Source organism: Cupriavidus sp. 05T313 (genome assembly GCF_056396665.1).
The window spans coordinates 1-13,726 of record NZ_JBFTLX010000045.1 but is presented as its reverse complement, the minus strand read 5'-3'; the positions used below and the strand labels follow the sequence as shown (position 1 = coordinate 13,726).

Sequence of the window (13,726 nt, the reverse complement as noted above, 5' to 3'; positions counted from 1 at the left end):
CCGCGAAATCAGTGTAGGGCTTTGCCGGGGCGCTGGAAAGGGTAAAGGAAGGGCGATGAATACGGCTGTTTGAAGCACGAGGCTGGTGGCCGGCCTCCATTGCCAGTGGCGGCCGCATGACATATGGTGCGGGAATTGAAACGCCGCGCGCGCCACGGGCAGCGCGCGGCCCCGGGAGAACGAGAGATGAGAGAAGTGCCCGAGATGTCATCCGTATTCGACGCCATGCGCGCCGCCTCGCGGCGGGACCAGTCGCCTGCCTGGGCCGTGCGTGCCGACCGTCTGCGGCGGCTGCGCAAGCTGGTGGCCGAACACCGGGACGAGATCTCGCAGGCCATCAGCGCCGACTTTGGCAATCGCGCTCACCAGGAAACCGCGCTGCTCGAAGTCTTTCCCAGCGTGGCCGGGATCGACGATGCGCTGCGTCATGGCAAACGCTGGATGCAGGTGCGGCGGGCGCGCACCGGGTTGTGGTTCAAACCCGCCACGTCGCGGCTGATGCCGCAGCCGCTGGGCGTGATCGGCATCGTGGTGCCGTGGAACTATCCGCTCTACCTGACGGTGGGCCCGCTGGCGGGCGCGCTGGCCGCGGGCAACCGCGCCATGGTCAAGCTCTCCGAGTACACCCCGCGCTTCGCCGCGCTGTTCGCGCGCCTGGCGCAGCAACACTTCGCCGCCGATGAGGTCGCCGTGATCAATGGCGACGCGGAGGTGGCGAGTGCCTTCTCCGCCCAGCCCTTCGACCACCTGCTGTTCACTGGTTCGACCCAGGTCGGCCACCATGTCATGCGCGCGGCGGCGGCCAACCTCACGCCGGTGACGCTCGAGCTGGGCGGCAAGTCGCCGGTCATCGTCGGCCCGGGCGCCGACCTGGAACACGCGGTCGAGCGCATCCTGGTGGGCAAGCTGCTTAACGCGGGCCAGACCTGCATCGCGCCGGACTATGTGCTGCTGCCGGAAGCGATGCGCGAGCCGTTCGTCGCGGCGGCACGCGCCTGCGCCGCCCGCCTCTACCCGGACCTGGCCGGCAACCCCGACTACACCACCATCATCAGCCCGCGCCACTTTGCCCGGCTGGACGGGCTGGTCAACGACGCCGAACGCGCGGGCGCGCGCGTGGTGCCGCTGTCCCAGGCACCATCGGACCCGGCACGGCGCCGGCTGGCGCCGGTACTGTTGCTTGACGTGCCCGCCGACGCCACCGTGATGCAGGAAGAGATCTTCGGCCCGGTATTGCCGCTGGTGGCCTACCGCACGCTGGACGAGGCCATTGATTACATCAATGCACGGCCGCGCCCGCTGGCGCTCTACCTCTTCGAGAAAGACCCCGGCGCGATCGACCGGGTGATGGCGCAGACCGTGGCCGGCGGCGTCAGCATCAACGAAACGCTGCTGCATATCGCCCAGGAAGACCTGCCCTTCGGCGGCGTGGGGCCCAGCGGCATGGGCGCGTACCACGGCGAAGCGGGTTTCGAGACCTTCTCCAAGCTCAAACCGATCTTCCGCCAGTCCCGGCTCAATGGCGCCGGGCTGCTCAAGCCGCCCTACGGCAAGCGGTTCGAAACGATGATCCGGCTGCTGCTGCGCTGAGGGAAGACACGCCACTGGATGTGCGGCCCGCGATGCGAAGCGAGCCGTCAAGGTTTACCTATCCCGTATGGGGCGCCTTCTTTGCCTACTTTCTTGGCGAGACAAGAAAGTAGGTCGCCCCCCGCAGGGGGGTGAAACCGCCGTTGACTTTAAGCCTTTGACTTCGAAGATGGGCCTCAACCCACCACCATCGGCCGCCCCAACATCCGCGACAACACCGCCTCAGGCGAATGCGTATGGTCCCCGATCGCCTTCGGCGACAAATAATAAGTCTGCTCCATCATGGCCCGCCCCCGCATAGCCGCGTGCAGCACCTGATCGCTGAACACAATCCAGGTCGACCCCGGCGGGAAATGGAATTCCTGCTGCGGCACGCTCGCCTGGTACGCCAGATCGGCCTTGGCAAGATCATGCAACTGCAGCATGCGATGGTCATACTCCGAACGCCGGCGCTTGGTGATATGCAGCAACTCCATCACCTTCGCCTGCCCCGGCCACATCCCCTTGGTCTTCGGCACAAAGCGCTTCGCGAAGTCGCCAAAAGGTTCGCCCACCCGCCACACGCGCGGCGCCTGCGGGTCGATATTGTGGAATACGCGCAGCAGCCGCTGACCCAGCAGCGGATTGGACGGGAAGGAGTCCACATGCAGCCGGGTGTCGTCCTTGCGCCAGCTCACCGGCCGCCCGGCGATTTCGCTCGGGCGCAATGAGGTGCCGGCGCGCACCATGTGCGGGCCATATTCCGGGAACAGGCTCAGCACCAGCTTCTCGCTGTATTCGGCATAGCGCCGAATCAGGCGGTACAGGTCCTTCAGGTCCTGCTCGCCGCCAGTCGCGCCGCGCACAGCCTGGTCGCTGGCGCGCAGGTTGATGTTCTTGGATTTGCCGTCCGACCAGCGGCTATCGAGAAAGCGTTCCTCGCCCGGCTCGAACTGAAAGCGCAACTGGGGGAAGAACAGCACCGCGCCCTGCTCCAGTTCGCGGCGCAGTTCGGCTTTGGTGCCGGCATCGACCTGCGGCGCCCACTCGGTATAGGGCTGAGGCCGGATCAGGTTGAGCGCGGGCATGCCTGCCCCTGGCGCGGTGGCCGGGCTGGGCGCGGAAGGCGTAAGGGTCGAATCAGGTGACATGGGGCATCCTCGGTATGCGGGCTCCGGCGGGCTTCAGTGCGCACATGCACACGCTGCGCCGGGATAACAAAGCGCCACTCGCCGCACCGCTTTGCCATCCCGCGATTCTACCCTCGCGACCGTGCCCCGCCATGCCCCGCATCGGCCCGCTTGATCCAGGACAAGGCTCGCCCCAAGCCGCGCGCGGCACCTGCCAGACGAAAAAACGCCGCCCGAGGGCGGCGTTCCGGTGCGGCGGGTGCAGCGCTTACAGGCCGGCGGCAGCGCGCAGCACAGCGACCTTGTCGGTCGCTTCCCACGAGAATTCCGGCTCTTCACGGCCGAAGTGGCCGTAAGCAGCGGTCTTTTCGTAGATCGGGCGCAGCAGGTCGAGCATCTGCACGATCCCCTTCGGACGCAGGTCGAAATGCTCCTGCACCAGCGCGGCGATCGCCTCGTCTGAGATCTTGCCGGTGCCTTCGGTGTACACCGTCACGTTGATCGGGCGGGCCACGCCGATGGCGTAGCTGACCTGCACCTGGCACTGGCGCGCCAGGCCGGCGGCGACCACGTTCTTGGCGACATAGCGCGCGGCATAGGCAGCCGAGCGGTCAACCTTCGACGGATCCTTGCCCGAGAAGGCGCCACCGCCGTGCGGCGAAGCGCCGCCGTAGGTGTCGACGATGATCTTGCGGCCGGTCAGGCCGCAATCGCCTTGCGGGCCGCCGATGACGAAGCGGCCGGTCGGGTTGACCAGGTACTTGGTGTCCTTGAGCATCTCGGCCGGCAGCACCGGCTTGATGATTTCCTCGATCACGGCTTCGCGGATCTGCGCCTGGCTGATATCCGGCGCGTGCTGGGTCGACAGCACCACGGTATCCACGCTGTGCGGACGACCGTCGACATAGCGCACGGTCACTTGCGACTTGGCGTCCGGACGCAGCCAGGGCAGACGTCCGTCGCGGCGCAGTTGCGACTGGCGCTCGACCAGGCGGTGCGAATAGTAGATCGGGAAGGGCATCAGSTCSGGCGTTTCRTCGCASGCGTAGCCGAACATCAGGCCYTGGTCGCCSGCGCCCTGGTTCAGRTAGTCGTCGGAGGCGCGGTCCACGCCCTGGGCGATGTCGGGCGATTGCTTGTCATAAGCAACCAGCACGGCGCAGCCCTTGTAGTCGATGCCGTATTCGGTGTTGTCGTAGCCAATGCGCTTGATGGTGTCGCGCGCGACTTGGATGTAATCGACGTTGGCGGTCGTGGTGATTTCCCCGGCGAGGACTACCAGCCCGGTGTTGCACAGCGTTTCAGCTGCCACGCGCGCGTACTTGTCCTGCGCCAGGATGGCATCGAGGACTGCGTCGGAAATCTGGTCAGCGACCTTGTCGGGATGGCCTTCGGAGACAGATTCCGAAGTGAACAGGAAGTCGTTTGCCACGAACTTTTCTCCAGGTTTGGCTATTGCGCGCCAACCTCTCAGCCCGGGCGGCGACGCTTTAGCGGTATTTTCAAGCCGTTCCGGTAGAACGGTATCGCCCCGCAAGTTGTCAGTTAACTCGGCGATACGCGCTATTATACGCGCCTGCAAGCGGTGCTGCAGCGTGTCGTTATCTTGGACTTGCTTGCATACCAGGCGCTGTCGCCGGCTAGCGCCATCCAGTTAGCGGCATACCGCTGGCTTGGCACCTGCCCGCAGGCCGTGCACGCCGCAAGGCGGGCCCCGTTACAGCATTGAATGCTTGTTGATAGCCCCACTAACGGCACCGCCCGGCAAAACATTAATTACCCACCCGGCCCACCGGGCCGCTATCGCAACCCGATGACCTTCCTGTTCTGGCTGATTTCCCGCTTGCCGCTCTGGTGGCTGCACGCCATTGGCGGCGTGCTCGGACTATTGGCGGCACGCCTGCCAGGACGCTATGGCAGGCGGCTGGCCGAAAATCTGCGCCAGGCTTACCCCGATGCCAGCAAGGCGATGCTGGCCGAAGCGGCCCGCTCGACGGGGCGCATGATCCTGGAAATGCCCTATTTCTGGAGCCGGCGCAATCCCGAGGCGCGCATGTACGGCTTTGCCGACCGGCTCTGGCCGGAACTCGACCGGCTGATGGCGCAGGGGCGCGGGCTGATCATCCTGGTGCCTCACCTGGGCTGCTTCGAAGTGCTCCCGCAGGCATTTGCACTGCGGCATCCGGTCACGGCGCTGTACAAGCCACCACACCAGGCCTGGCTGCGCGACTGGATCGTCAAGATGCGCACGCGGCCCAACCTGGCCATGGCGCCCGCGCAGCCGCGCGGGGTGCGTATGCTGGTGAAGGCACTCAAGCGCGGCGAGGCCATTGGCATCCTGCCGGACCAGGTTCCGACCGGCGGCGAAGGCGCCTGGGCGCCGTTTTTCGGCAAGCCCGCCTACACCATGACGCTGGTGCAGCGCCTGCAGCAACTCACGGGCGCACCGATCGCGGTGGTCTTCGCCGAGCGCCTGCCGCGCGGCGTCGGCTATCTCGGCCATATGCAGGTCATCAACCATCTTCTGCCCGCCGACCCGGCCGAAGCTGTCGCCGTCATCAACGAAGCCGTCGAAAAGCTGGTGAGGGCATGCCCGACCCAGTACCTGTGGGGCTACAACCGCTACAAGCATCCGGGTGGCGCGGAGTTGCCACCAGCGGATCCGCCCCGGGCGCCGCCGGGCGACGCCTCGCGCAATCCACTGGAAGTGCCGCCCACAGCATCCGTATCCCTCTCTGACGACCAAAAATGAGCCGCATTTTCACCTGGCTTGGCATCGGCCTGCTGACCGTGCTGGGCAAGCTTCCCTATCCGCTTGTTGCACGCTTCGGCGAAGGACTCGGCAGCCTGCTCTACCTGATCCCCAGCAGCCGCCGCCGCGTGGTGCAAACCAACCTGCGCCTGTGCTTCCCCGAGCGGACCGAGGCCGAGATCGAATCGCTCTCGCGCCAGACCTTCCGCAATGTCTTCCGCAGCTTTGCCGAGCGCGGCATCTTCTGGACTGGCAGCGAGAAACAGATGCGCCGCTGGGTCCAGATCGACGACCAGGCCGATCTCGTGGCGCTGGATGGTACGCCCCACATCCTTGTCACGCTGCATCTCTCAGGCGTGGAGGCCGGCGCGATCCGGCTCACCATCCATCTGCGCGAACACGTGAGGCGCTCCGGCGCATCGCTCTACACCAGGCAGAAGAACGAACTGTTCGACGGTTTCCTCAAGCATGCGCGCGGCCGTTTCGGCGCCAAGATGATTGCCCGCAACGACAGTGCGCGCGACATCATCCGCTGCCTGCGCAAAGGCGAAGCCCTGCAACTGATCGCCGACATGGACTTCGGCGAGCGCGACTCGGAATACGTGCCGTTCTTCGGCGTGGAAGCCCTCACGCTGACTTCGGTATCGCGCCTGGCGCGGCTGACCGGCGCCAAGGTCGTGCCGATCTATACCGAGATGCTGCCCGACTACAAGGGATATGTGCTGCGCATCCTGCCAGCGTGGGAAAACTATCCCGGCGACAGCGTGACCGCGGACACCCGGCGCATGAACGCCTTCTTCGAAGATTGCATCCGCCCGCGCGTGACCGAGTATTACTGGGTGCACAAGCGCTTCAAGCACCGCCCGGACGGCGAGCGCGAAAACTACTGACCAGGCAGGCACGGCGCGGGCACCACCTGTCAGATATGCCGCCCGAGCCACCTTCGATAAGCCGCCGGCAAGCGCCGGACAGCCCGACTACAATCGCACTATGAAACTCCAGTTCACCAAGATGCACGGTGCCGGCAACGACTTCGTCGTGCTCGACGGCATCCACCAGACCCTGAACCTGACGCCCGGGCAATGGCGCGCGTTGGCCAGCCGCCATTTCGGCGTAGGCGCCGACCAGATCCTGGTGGTCGAGAAGCCCACCCGCGACGACGTCGACTTTCGCTACCGCATCTTCAACGCCGACGGCGGCGAGGTGGAGCACTGCGGCAATGGCGCCCGCTGCTTCGTGCGCTTCGTCACGGACCAGGGCCTGACCGACAAGCGCTCGGTACGCGTGCAAGTGATGAATGGCGTCATCACCCTGACCCTGCAAGACGACGGCCAGGTCACGGTCGACATGGGCGCGCCGGAACTCGAGCCGGCCCGCGTCCCCTTCCGCCCCGACGGCCTGCCGACCAGGGCCGAAGGCCGCGATACGCTCTACGGGCTGGAAGTGAACGGCCGCACGGAATGGATCTCCGCGGTTTCGATGGGCAATCCGCATGCGGTGCAAGTGGTGGATGACACCGAGGCGTTCCCCGTGCTGCAGGACGGTCCCATCATCGAGCATCACGCGAGCTTTCCCAACCGCGTCAACGCGGGCTTCATGCAGGTGCTGGAGCGTCATGCCATTTGCCTGCGCGTGTTCGAGCGCGGGGCCGGCGAGACGCTGGCCTGCGGTACCGGCGCGTGCGCGGCGGTCGTCGCCGGCATCCGCCGTGGTCTGCTGGACTCGCCGGTGCTGGTGCATACGCATGGCGGCGACCTCTCCATCGCCTGGGACGGCGAAGGCGAGTCGGTGCGAATGACCGGCCCGGCCACCACGGTATTCGAAGGCAGCATTGACCTGGACCGGCTGCCGGCCTGACCATAGGGGCTTGCGGCCAGCCACGGCCGCGCCCACCATGGAGTGCCAATGTCGCTCGCCGATTTCCGCATCACCTCGGGCAAGAACTTTCGCCTTGCCGACTTCAACAGTGGCGCCAAGCCGTTCTCCAGCGGCGACAAAATCGCCGACCAGGCCCGCCTGACCGAGCTGAGCACCCAGCTCGACGCGGTGCAAGACATCTTCTACGCCGAACACAAGCGCAAGCTGCTGGTGGTGCTGCAAGGCATGGATACCAGCGGCAAGGACGGCACCGTGCGTGGCGTGTTTCGCAGTTTCGACCCGCTGGGCATTCGCGTGGTCGCCTTCAAGGCCCCTACCGCCGAAGAACTCGCGCACGACTACCTGTGGCGCATCCACGCCCAGGTGCCGCGCGCCGGCGAGATCGTCGTGTTCAACCGCAGCCACTACGAAGACGTGCTGATCACGCGCGTACACGAATGGATCGACGACGACGAATGCGAGCGCCGCTACAAGCAGCTACGCGCATTCGAGACGATGCTGCTGGAAACCGGCACCACCATCGTCAAGTGCTTCCTGCATATTTCCAAGGACGAGCAGAAATCCCGGCTTGAAGCGCGGCTGGCGGATCCGCAGAAGCATTGGAAGTTCGACCCCAAGGACCTGGAAGAGCGGCAGTACTGGAAGAGCTATGCGACCGCCTATGAGGCCGCCATTGCCGCCACAAGCACGCCGGAAGCACCGTGGTATATCGTGCCGGCGGATTCCAAGACGCATCGGAACCTGATGGTGGCTGAGATCCTGATGGAGGTGTTCACCAGGTTGAAGCCGGAGTATCCGCCGGGCAAGCCGGAGTTGGCGAAATTGAAGGTGGTGTAGGGTTGGCGGGGGCTTTAACTGCGACCGCGACCGCAGTCAAGCCTTCTCCCCGCCCAATCACGAATGCCCGTTCCCCCGATGAATATCGTGCGTGACAAACGGCTTCTCATGCGTGGGCATAGCCAGCCATTCCGGATGCTTCAACGTCTCCCGAATATCATCCAGCCCGCTGGTCCAGTGCTCATTCATCGTCAGTCGTCCAAACTGGTAATCCTTGGCATTCCCCTCGAATGTCTTATCGCGATAAATGAGCTGGATCACATTGCGTCTCGCGTCGCACGCGTACCCCGCCGCTTTCCGGTACCAGTCGTTGTCGCGCTGGCCCTGCGGCACCAGCGCCATCACTTCGCTCAGCATGCGGCGGTAGTTCTGCTGCTCGGCCATGTAGTCGGTGATGGTGCGCGTGCGGCTGGAATACTGGATGTCTTTCTGGCGCTCGGCCACGTCCAGCAGGTTGTGCGGCAACTTGCCTCGCGCGCTCCACAGGTCCACCTGGAAGATCAGCGCATCGCGCCGCGGCTGGGCGGTCAGCACCTCGGACAACGGCGTGTTGGACACCAGGCCGCCATCCCAGTAGAACTCGCCATCGATCTCAACGGCCGGGAAGCCGGGTGGCAAGGCACCCGAGGCCATGAAATGCTCGGCACGCAGCTTGCGGCGGGTGTTGTCGAAATAGGCAAAGTTCCCCGTATGCACGTTGACCGCGCCAACCGACACCCGCATCTCGTGATGCTGCTCGTTGATGCGGTCGAAATCGGCGAAACGCTCCAGCGTGCTCTTGAGCGGCGAGGTGTCATAGTAGCTGGAGGCGCCCGGCCCGGCCTGGCGTTCGAGCAGGCTGGGCCAGGGGCGTGGCTGGAAGAAGCCACGCTGTCCCTCTAAAACCGCGCGCGCGGCTTCGATGCCGTCGAACCAGACGCGCATCGGATCGGGCCAGTGCACGGCGCTCTCGGCAACGACCTCATACGGCAGCAGGCTGGGCAGCCAGGGCTGCCGGCAGATGTACTCCCAGAAGGCGCGCAATTGCTCGACCCTGCGCTCGGGCGCATTGCCTGCAATCACCGCGGCGTTCAGCGCGCCGATCGAGATGCCTGCCACCCAGTTCGGCTGGATGCCGGCTTCGGCCAGGCCCTGATACACCCCCGCCTGATAGGAACCGAGCGCGCCGCCGCCTTGCAGCACCAGCGCCCTGACGGTGTATTCGTGGTGAACCGGCCGCTTGCTGCCGTCCCCTTGCGGCTCCGGGTCCGGCGGCGCGCAGCCGCCGGGCGGCAGGAGGTTTGGCTCCGGCGGGTCCAGCGCTTCGCTCTTGCGCGCCTCGCGCTTGATCGCCGGCGCTGCGGGGTCCGCCACAACGGCTGCCGCTGCGCTCTTCACGGCCGCCTTCGGCGCGCTCCTTCCTGGTACTGCCTGATCCTGCTTTTGCCGACGTCCGCCTGCCACGACCCCTCCTTGATTGCTTTGCTTAACAACGTTGCCTGCAGCCATGCCGGCCGGGCGGCGGTGCCGTGGCGCGCCAGCGCCCGGCCATCCCGCCGCAAGGCCGTTTCCTTGCCGCTTATTGCATGTACCAGCCGTGGCTCACGATAAAGGACTGCCCCGTCAAAGCCGCCGACGGGAACGCACACAAGAACAGCGCGGTCTGCGCCACGTCGTCCACGGTGGTGAATACGCCGTCCACCGTGCCACCCAGCATGACGCGGCGGATGACGTCTTCCTCGCTGATGCCGAGTTCCTTGGCCTGTTCGGGAATCTGCTTGTCCACCAGCGGCGTACGCACGAAACCCGGACAGATCACGTGCGAGCGCACGTTGTACTCCGCGCCTTCCTTGGCAAGCACACGCGCCAGGCCCAGCAGCGCGTGCTTGGCGGCCACGTAGGCCGATTTCAGCGGCGAGGCCTCGTGCGAATGCACCGACCCCATGTAGATCACGGTGCCGCCGCGCTTGTCCTGGTACATGTACTTGAGCGCGGCCTTGGTGGTGAGAAAGGCGCCGTCGAGATGGATGGCCTGCATCTTCTTCCAGTCGGAGAAGGCGTAGTTCTGGATCGGGTTGACGATCTGGATGCCGGCGTTGGAAACGAGGATGTCGATGCCGCCAAACGCCTTGGCGACCGCGTCGGTTGCATTGTTGACGGCGTCTTCGCTGGTCACGTCCATGGCCACGGCGATAGCGCGCCCGCCTGCTGCCTCGATATCGGCAGCGGCCTTCTGCGCCGCCTCGAGGTTCAGGTCGGCGATGGCGACCGCTGCGCCTTCCTTGGCCAGCAAATCAGCGATAGCCTTGCCAATGCCGCTGGCGGCGCCGGTAACGATGGCGGATTTTCCCTGGAGCTTCATGACGTACCTCCCTTGCGGATGATGCGGGTGGATCGGGCTGACCGGATTGACCGCATGGGTCGAGCCGATGGAGACCGATGTGGATGCAGGCCGTTCAGGCCAGATAGTCGAACACCACCTCGCCCAGCCCGAGGGTGAGGTCGGCAACGTAATGCTTGGCGCCAATGACTTCCAGCACCGGCAGGCCGGCCACCGGCGCCAGCGCATGCGGGAACAGCGACAGTGCCGCCGGCCCGGTCCAGGCGCCCTTCATTGCCACGTCCTTGAGGAAGTAGCAGACCAGTTCGCAAATGCGCGGGGTGCCATCCACGTGGGGTATGACCTTGAGCAGATAGTTGGGCGTGGTGGACAGCGCCACCCCCAATGCGGCCGCATCGAGCTCGCGATGCTTGTAGCCCATGGTGCCGGTGGCCACGCGCACCGGACCGTAGTCAAGCGTGCCGACCAGGGTATCCGTATGGACGGCCAGCTGCGGGGAAGCGAGCTTCTTCGGGAAGCCCCATAGCTCGCGCCCGCCCGCCAGTGGCGGCAGGTCGTCGAGGTACATGGCGTGGGTGTAGTTGCCGGGCTTGCCCTGGTAGGTGACGGGAATCACCTGGCCCGATTCGGTGTAGTCGCCGAAGCCGGTGGAGTCCGGCATGCGGATGAATTCGTAATTGACCACCGCATCGGCGATCTCCAGGGGTTCCGGCACCACGGCGCGCAGGAGCCCGGGATCGGTGCGGTAGGAGATGATGAAGAATTCCCGATGGATGAAGCGGTATGGCCCCATCGGATAGGCCGGACTGGTGAGCGGCATGGCGAATGCCTGCTCGCGGATCGTCTTGATGTCCATCGCCAGCTAACCTCCTGAGAGATGCTGCGTCGCCTTGCCGGGCGGCAAGGCGAATTGCCGGCGGCCGGGCTGGCCAGCCAGCTAGATCAGTCAGACCGGCGTCCTTCCTGCGCGGTTCCCGTCATCTGCTGCATTGCGACAGACCTTTGCACGCAACCTGCAACAGGTTCCAGACTATACGCCGTAGCGCTGCCGATAGGCAGCCACTGCCTCGCGCGAGCCGCCCAGCGCGGGATCCTGCGAAGCATCCAGGTAGGCCAGCAGGTCGGTCAGGCTGGCGATCGAGATCACCGGCACGCCATATTCGCGCTGCACATCCTGCACCGCGGAATGCGTCCCCACCTGGTCCGCGGTGCCGCTCTTTTCCATGCGGTCCAGTGCGATCAGCACGGCGGCGGGCTCCGCACCCGCGGCGCGGATCATCGCCATCGATTCGCGCACCGAGGTGCCGGCCGAGATCACATCGTCGATGATCACGACCTTGCCCTGCAGCTTGGCGCCCACCAGGGTGCCGCCCTCGCCGTGGTCCTTGGCTTCCTTGCGGTTGTAGGCGAAGCCGACATCACGTCCGAGACCGGACAGCGCAACCGCCGTGGCGGACGCCAGCGTGATGCCCTTGTAGGCTGGCCCGAACAGCACGTCGAACTCCAAACCGGAGGCCAGCAGGGTTTTCGCATAGAATTGCGCCACCTGGCCCAGCATCGCGCCCTGGTTGAACAGGCCCGCGTTGAAGAAATACGGCGACTTGCGGCCCGCTTTGGTCACGAATTCGCCGAAGGACAGCACGCCGGCGTCCAGCGCGAAGCGGATGAAGGTCTGGCTCAGGTCGCCAGCGCCGGGCTGCGTCGTCTGCTGCGTCATCTTTTCTCTCTGATTTCAAAATTTCCCGAGATGTTACGGATTATCAGCGCCAACCTCAACGGCATCCGCTCCGCGGCCAAGAAAGGCTTTTTCGAATGGATGGGCAAGCAGGACGCCGACATGGTCTGCGTCCAGGAGCTCAAGGCGCAGGCTGCCGACATGACGGAAGCGTTTCTGGCGCCACATGGCTACCACGGCTACTTCCATTATGCGGAAAAAAAAGGCTATAGCGGTGTCGGCCTTTACACGCGGCACAAGCCGGAGCGCGTGATCACCGGCTTCGGCGTCCCCGAGTTCGACAACGAAGGCCGTTATGTCGAGGTGCAGTATCCGCACCTCGCCGTGATCTCGGTCTATGTGCCCTCGGGCTCCAGCGGAGAAGTACGCCAGCAGGCGAAATTCCGCTTCATGGAAGCCTTCCTGCCCCACCTGCTGCAACTCAAGGCCAGCGGCCGCGAGATCGTGCTGTGCGGTGACGTCAACATCGCGCACAAGGAAATCGACATCAAGAACTGGAAGGGCAACCTGAAGAACTCGGGTTTCCTGCCGGAAGAGCGCGGCTGGATCGGCGAACTCTTCGACGTGCATGGCTATGTGGACGTGTTCCGCAAGCTGGACCCGCGCCCCGAACAGTACACCTGGTGGAGCAACCGAGGCCAGGCCTATGCGAAGAACGTCGGGTGGCGCATCGATTACCACCTGACCACGGCGAAGATCGCCGAGACCGCGCGAGCCACCTCGATCTACAAGGACGAGAAGTTCAGCGATCACGCGCCGCTGTCGATCGACTACGACTTCCCGCTGTAACGAGTACGGCCAAGGGCGCACCGGCTACGCCGAGCGCACCTCTTCCAGCAGCTCCGGGTGCCGCTCCAGCACCTTGAGCAGCTTGACCAGCGCCAGCGGCGGCTTGGTCTTTCCGGTTTCGTAGCGCGAGAAGGCATTGACGCCGCCGCCGAATATCTCGGCGGCCTCACGCTGGTCCAGGCTCAGCTTCTTGCGCACGGCCACGATGAAGGCGGGATCGACGATGGCGGCATTGACCTGCTTTTGGAACGCCACCGCCGCTTCGCCGTACCGGTCCGCCTGATCCGGATCCAGCACGATTTCCCCGCACGCCGGACAAAAGCCGCCCGAGACCGCGGAAATGATGACAGTTTCGCCCTTGTACGTAAAAAGCACGTCGCGCGTGTCCTGCACCAGTTCCGCACCCCCGCATTCTGGACATTTCATGGTTCCAGCTCCTTGAATGACACAACCAGCACCGCATCGGTGACCGTCAGTTTCAGATACAGGGCACCGGCGGCGGTAATCGGCCGGTAAACGTCCTGCCATACCTTGTGATCCGCGTAGGTCGTCATGCTCTTGTAAAAGTCGGCCGAAGTCGGCGAAGCAATGACGGCGATCACGTCGGCACTGTCGAATCCGAGCTTGCGACTGTGAACGGCAGCAGAGCTGGTCAGGCAAATCCGCCCGTCGATGGCCAAGTCCTGATCACCGAGAGCCTGCAGTGAGGCGTATGT

General features: G+C 64.9%; 14 protein-coding genes. 6 read left to right on the top strand and 8 right to left on the bottom strand.

Annotated elements, in window-relative coordinates; all coding sequences use genetic code 11:
- Positions 1 to 186 precede the first annotated feature (186 nt).
- Positions 187 to 1,590 (top strand): coniferyl aldehyde dehydrogenase, encoded by a 1,404-nt coding sequence (locus tag AC1DKD_RS12905; RefSeq protein ID WP_441631509.1) that lies wholly within the window; start codon positions 187 to 189, stop codon positions 1,588 to 1,590.
- 176 nt (positions 1,591 to 1,766) lie between these two features.
- Here the strand turns inward: AC1DKD_RS12905 and AC1DKD_RS12900 are convergent, their stop codons facing one another.
- Positions 1,767 to 2,657 carry a Kdo hydroxylase KdoO gene (locus AC1DKD_RS12900; RefSeq protein ID WP_441631527.1) on the bottom strand — a complete coding sequence of 297 codons (891 nt, stop codon included), beginning with the start codon at positions 2,655 to 2,657 and terminating at the stop codon, positions 1,767 to 1,769.
- A gap of 310 nt (positions 2,658 to 2,967) precedes the next feature.
- On the bottom strand, positions 2,968 to 4,131 hold the full coding sequence (gene metK, locus AC1DKD_RS12895) for a methionine adenosyltransferase (protein ID WP_477143354.1): 1,164 nt from the start codon (positions 4,129 to 4,131) through the stop codon (positions 2,968 to 2,970).
- Positions 4,132 to 4,512: 381 nt separating this feature from the next.
- On the opposite strand from metK, the gene AC1DKD_RS12890 reads away from it, so the two are divergent.
- The 4 genes from AC1DKD_RS12890 (at position 4,513) to AC1DKD_RS12875 (ending at position 8,166) form a co-directional block, all read left to right on the top strand.
- Complete coding sequence (locus AC1DKD_RS12890) at positions 4,513 to 5,451, top strand: lysophospholipid acyltransferase family protein (protein WP_441631506.1); 939 nt, start codon at positions 4,513 to 4,515, stop codon at positions 5,449 to 5,451.
- Positions 5,448 to 6,341, top strand: coding sequence for a lipid A biosynthesis lauroyl acyltransferase (locus AC1DKD_RS12885; RefSeq protein ID WP_441631504.1), 894 nt, complete (start codon positions 5,448 to 5,450; stop codon positions 6,339 to 6,341). The genes AC1DKD_RS12890 and AC1DKD_RS12885 overlap by 4 nt, the downstream gene beginning before the upstream one ends.
- Positions 6,342 to 6,441: 100 nt before the next feature.
- Positions 6,442 to 7,308, top strand: a complete 867-nt coding sequence (gene dapF / locus AC1DKD_RS12880; RefSeq protein ID WP_441631502.1) for a diaminopimelate epimerase — start codon at positions 6,442 to 6,444, stop codon at positions 7,306 to 7,308.
- Positions 7,309 to 7,356: 48 nt separating this feature from the next.
- Positions 7,357 to 8,166: a polyphosphate kinase 2 family protein gene (locus AC1DKD_RS12875; protein ID WP_441631500.1), complete on the top strand. Its 810-nt coding sequence runs from the start codon at positions 7,357 to 7,359 to the stop codon at positions 8,164 to 8,166.
- A 57-nt stretch (positions 8,167 to 8,223) separates the two neighbouring features.
- Here the strand turns inward: AC1DKD_RS12875 and AC1DKD_RS12870 are convergent, their stop codons facing one another.
- The 4 genes from AC1DKD_RS12870 to pyrE form a co-directional block, all read right to left on the bottom strand.
- On the bottom strand, positions 8,224 to 9,441 hold the full coding sequence (locus AC1DKD_RS12870) for a DUF3734 domain-containing protein (protein ID WP_441631525.1): 1,218 nt from the start codon (positions 9,439 to 9,441) through the stop codon (positions 8,224 to 8,226).
- A gap of 283 nt (positions 9,442 to 9,724) precedes the next feature.
- Positions 9,725 to 10,507, bottom strand: coding sequence for a 3-hydroxybutyrate dehydrogenase (locus tag AC1DKD_RS12865; RefSeq protein WP_045236184.1), 783 nt, complete (start codon positions 10,505 to 10,507; stop codon positions 9,725 to 9,727).
- 94 nt (positions 10,508 to 10,601) lie between these two features.
- Positions 10,602 to 11,342 carry an acetoacetate decarboxylase gene (locus tag AC1DKD_RS12860; protein ID WP_441631498.1) on the bottom strand — a complete coding sequence of 247 codons (741 nt, stop codon included), beginning with the start codon at positions 11,340 to 11,342 and terminating at the stop codon, positions 10,602 to 10,604.
- A 174-nt stretch (positions 11,343 to 11,516) separates the two neighbouring features.
- A complete protein-coding gene (gene pyrE / locus AC1DKD_RS12855; RefSeq protein WP_441631496.1) occupies positions 11,517 to 12,203 on the bottom strand; it encodes an orotate phosphoribosyltransferase in 687 nt (228 codons plus the stop codon).
- Between the two features lie 30 nt (positions 12,204 to 12,233).
- On the opposite strand from pyrE, the gene AC1DKD_RS12850 reads away from it, so the two are divergent.
- Positions 12,234 to 13,010, top strand: coding sequence for an exodeoxyribonuclease III (locus AC1DKD_RS12850; RefSeq protein WP_441631494.1), 777 nt, complete (start codon positions 12,234 to 12,236; stop codon positions 13,008 to 13,010).
- A 24-nt stretch (positions 13,011 to 13,034) separates the two neighbouring features.
- Here AC1DKD_RS12850 and AC1DKD_RS12845 read toward each other — a convergent pair whose 3' ends face one another.
- Together AC1DKD_RS12845 and AC1DKD_RS12840 are read right to left on the bottom strand one after the other, a co-directional pair.
- Positions 13,035 to 13,436 carry a type II toxin-antitoxin system MqsA family antitoxin gene (locus tag AC1DKD_RS12845; protein WP_441631492.1) on the bottom strand — a complete coding sequence of 134 codons (402 nt, stop codon included), beginning with the start codon at positions 13,434 to 13,436 and terminating at the stop codon, positions 13,035 to 13,037.
- Positions 13,433 to 13,726: type II toxin-antitoxin system MqsR family toxin (locus AC1DKD_RS12840; RefSeq protein WP_477143353.1), on the bottom strand; the 294-nt coding region annotated here is incomplete at its 5' end. The genes AC1DKD_RS12840 and AC1DKD_RS12845, both read right to left, overlap by 4 nt.

Excerpts from the sequence above, each read along its gene's own strand:
- AC1DKD_RS12850 (WP_441631494.1), top strand. The coding sequence starts at position 12,234 with ATGTTACGGATTATCAGCGCCAACCTCAACGGCATCCGCTCCGCGGCC.
- AC1DKD_RS12885 (WP_441631504.1), top strand. The coding sequence starts at position 5,448 with ATGAGCCGCATTTTCACCTGGCTTGGCATCGGCCTGCTGACCGTGCTG.
- pyrE (WP_441631496.1), bottom strand. The coding sequence starts at position 12,203 with ATGACGCAGCAGACGACGCAGCCCGGCGCTGGCGACCTGAGCCAGACC.
- AC1DKD_RS12905 (WP_441631509.1), top strand. The coding sequence starts at position 187 with ATGAGAGAAGTGCCCGAGATGTCATCCGTATTCGACGCCATGCGCGCC.
- AC1DKD_RS12875 (WP_441631500.1), top strand. The coding sequence starts at position 7,357 with ATGTCGCTCGCCGATTTCCGCATCACCTCGGGCAAGAACTTTCGCCTT.
- AC1DKD_RS12890 (WP_441631506.1), top strand. The coding sequence starts at position 4,513 with ATGACCTTCCTGTTCTGGCTGATTTCCCGCTTGCCGCTCTGGTGGCTG.
- AC1DKD_RS12865 (WP_045236184.1), bottom strand. The coding sequence starts at position 10,507 with ATGAAGCTCCAGGGAAAATCCGCCATCGTTACCGGCGCCGCCAGCGGC.
- AC1DKD_RS12900 (WP_441631527.1), bottom strand. The coding sequence starts at position 2,657 with ATGCCCGCGCTCAACCTGATCCGGCCTCAGCCCTATACCGAGTGGGCG.
- dapF (WP_441631502.1), top strand. The coding sequence starts at position 6,442 with ATGAAACTCCAGTTCACCAAGATGCACGGTGCCGGCAACGACTTCGTC.
- AC1DKD_RS12845 (WP_441631492.1), bottom strand. The coding sequence starts at position 13,436 with ATGAAATGTCCAGAATGCGGGGGTGCGGAACTGGTGCAGGACACGCGC.
- AC1DKD_RS12860 (WP_441631498.1), bottom strand. The coding sequence starts at position 11,342 with ATGGACATCAAGACGATCCGCGAGCAGGCATTCGCCATGCCGCTCACC.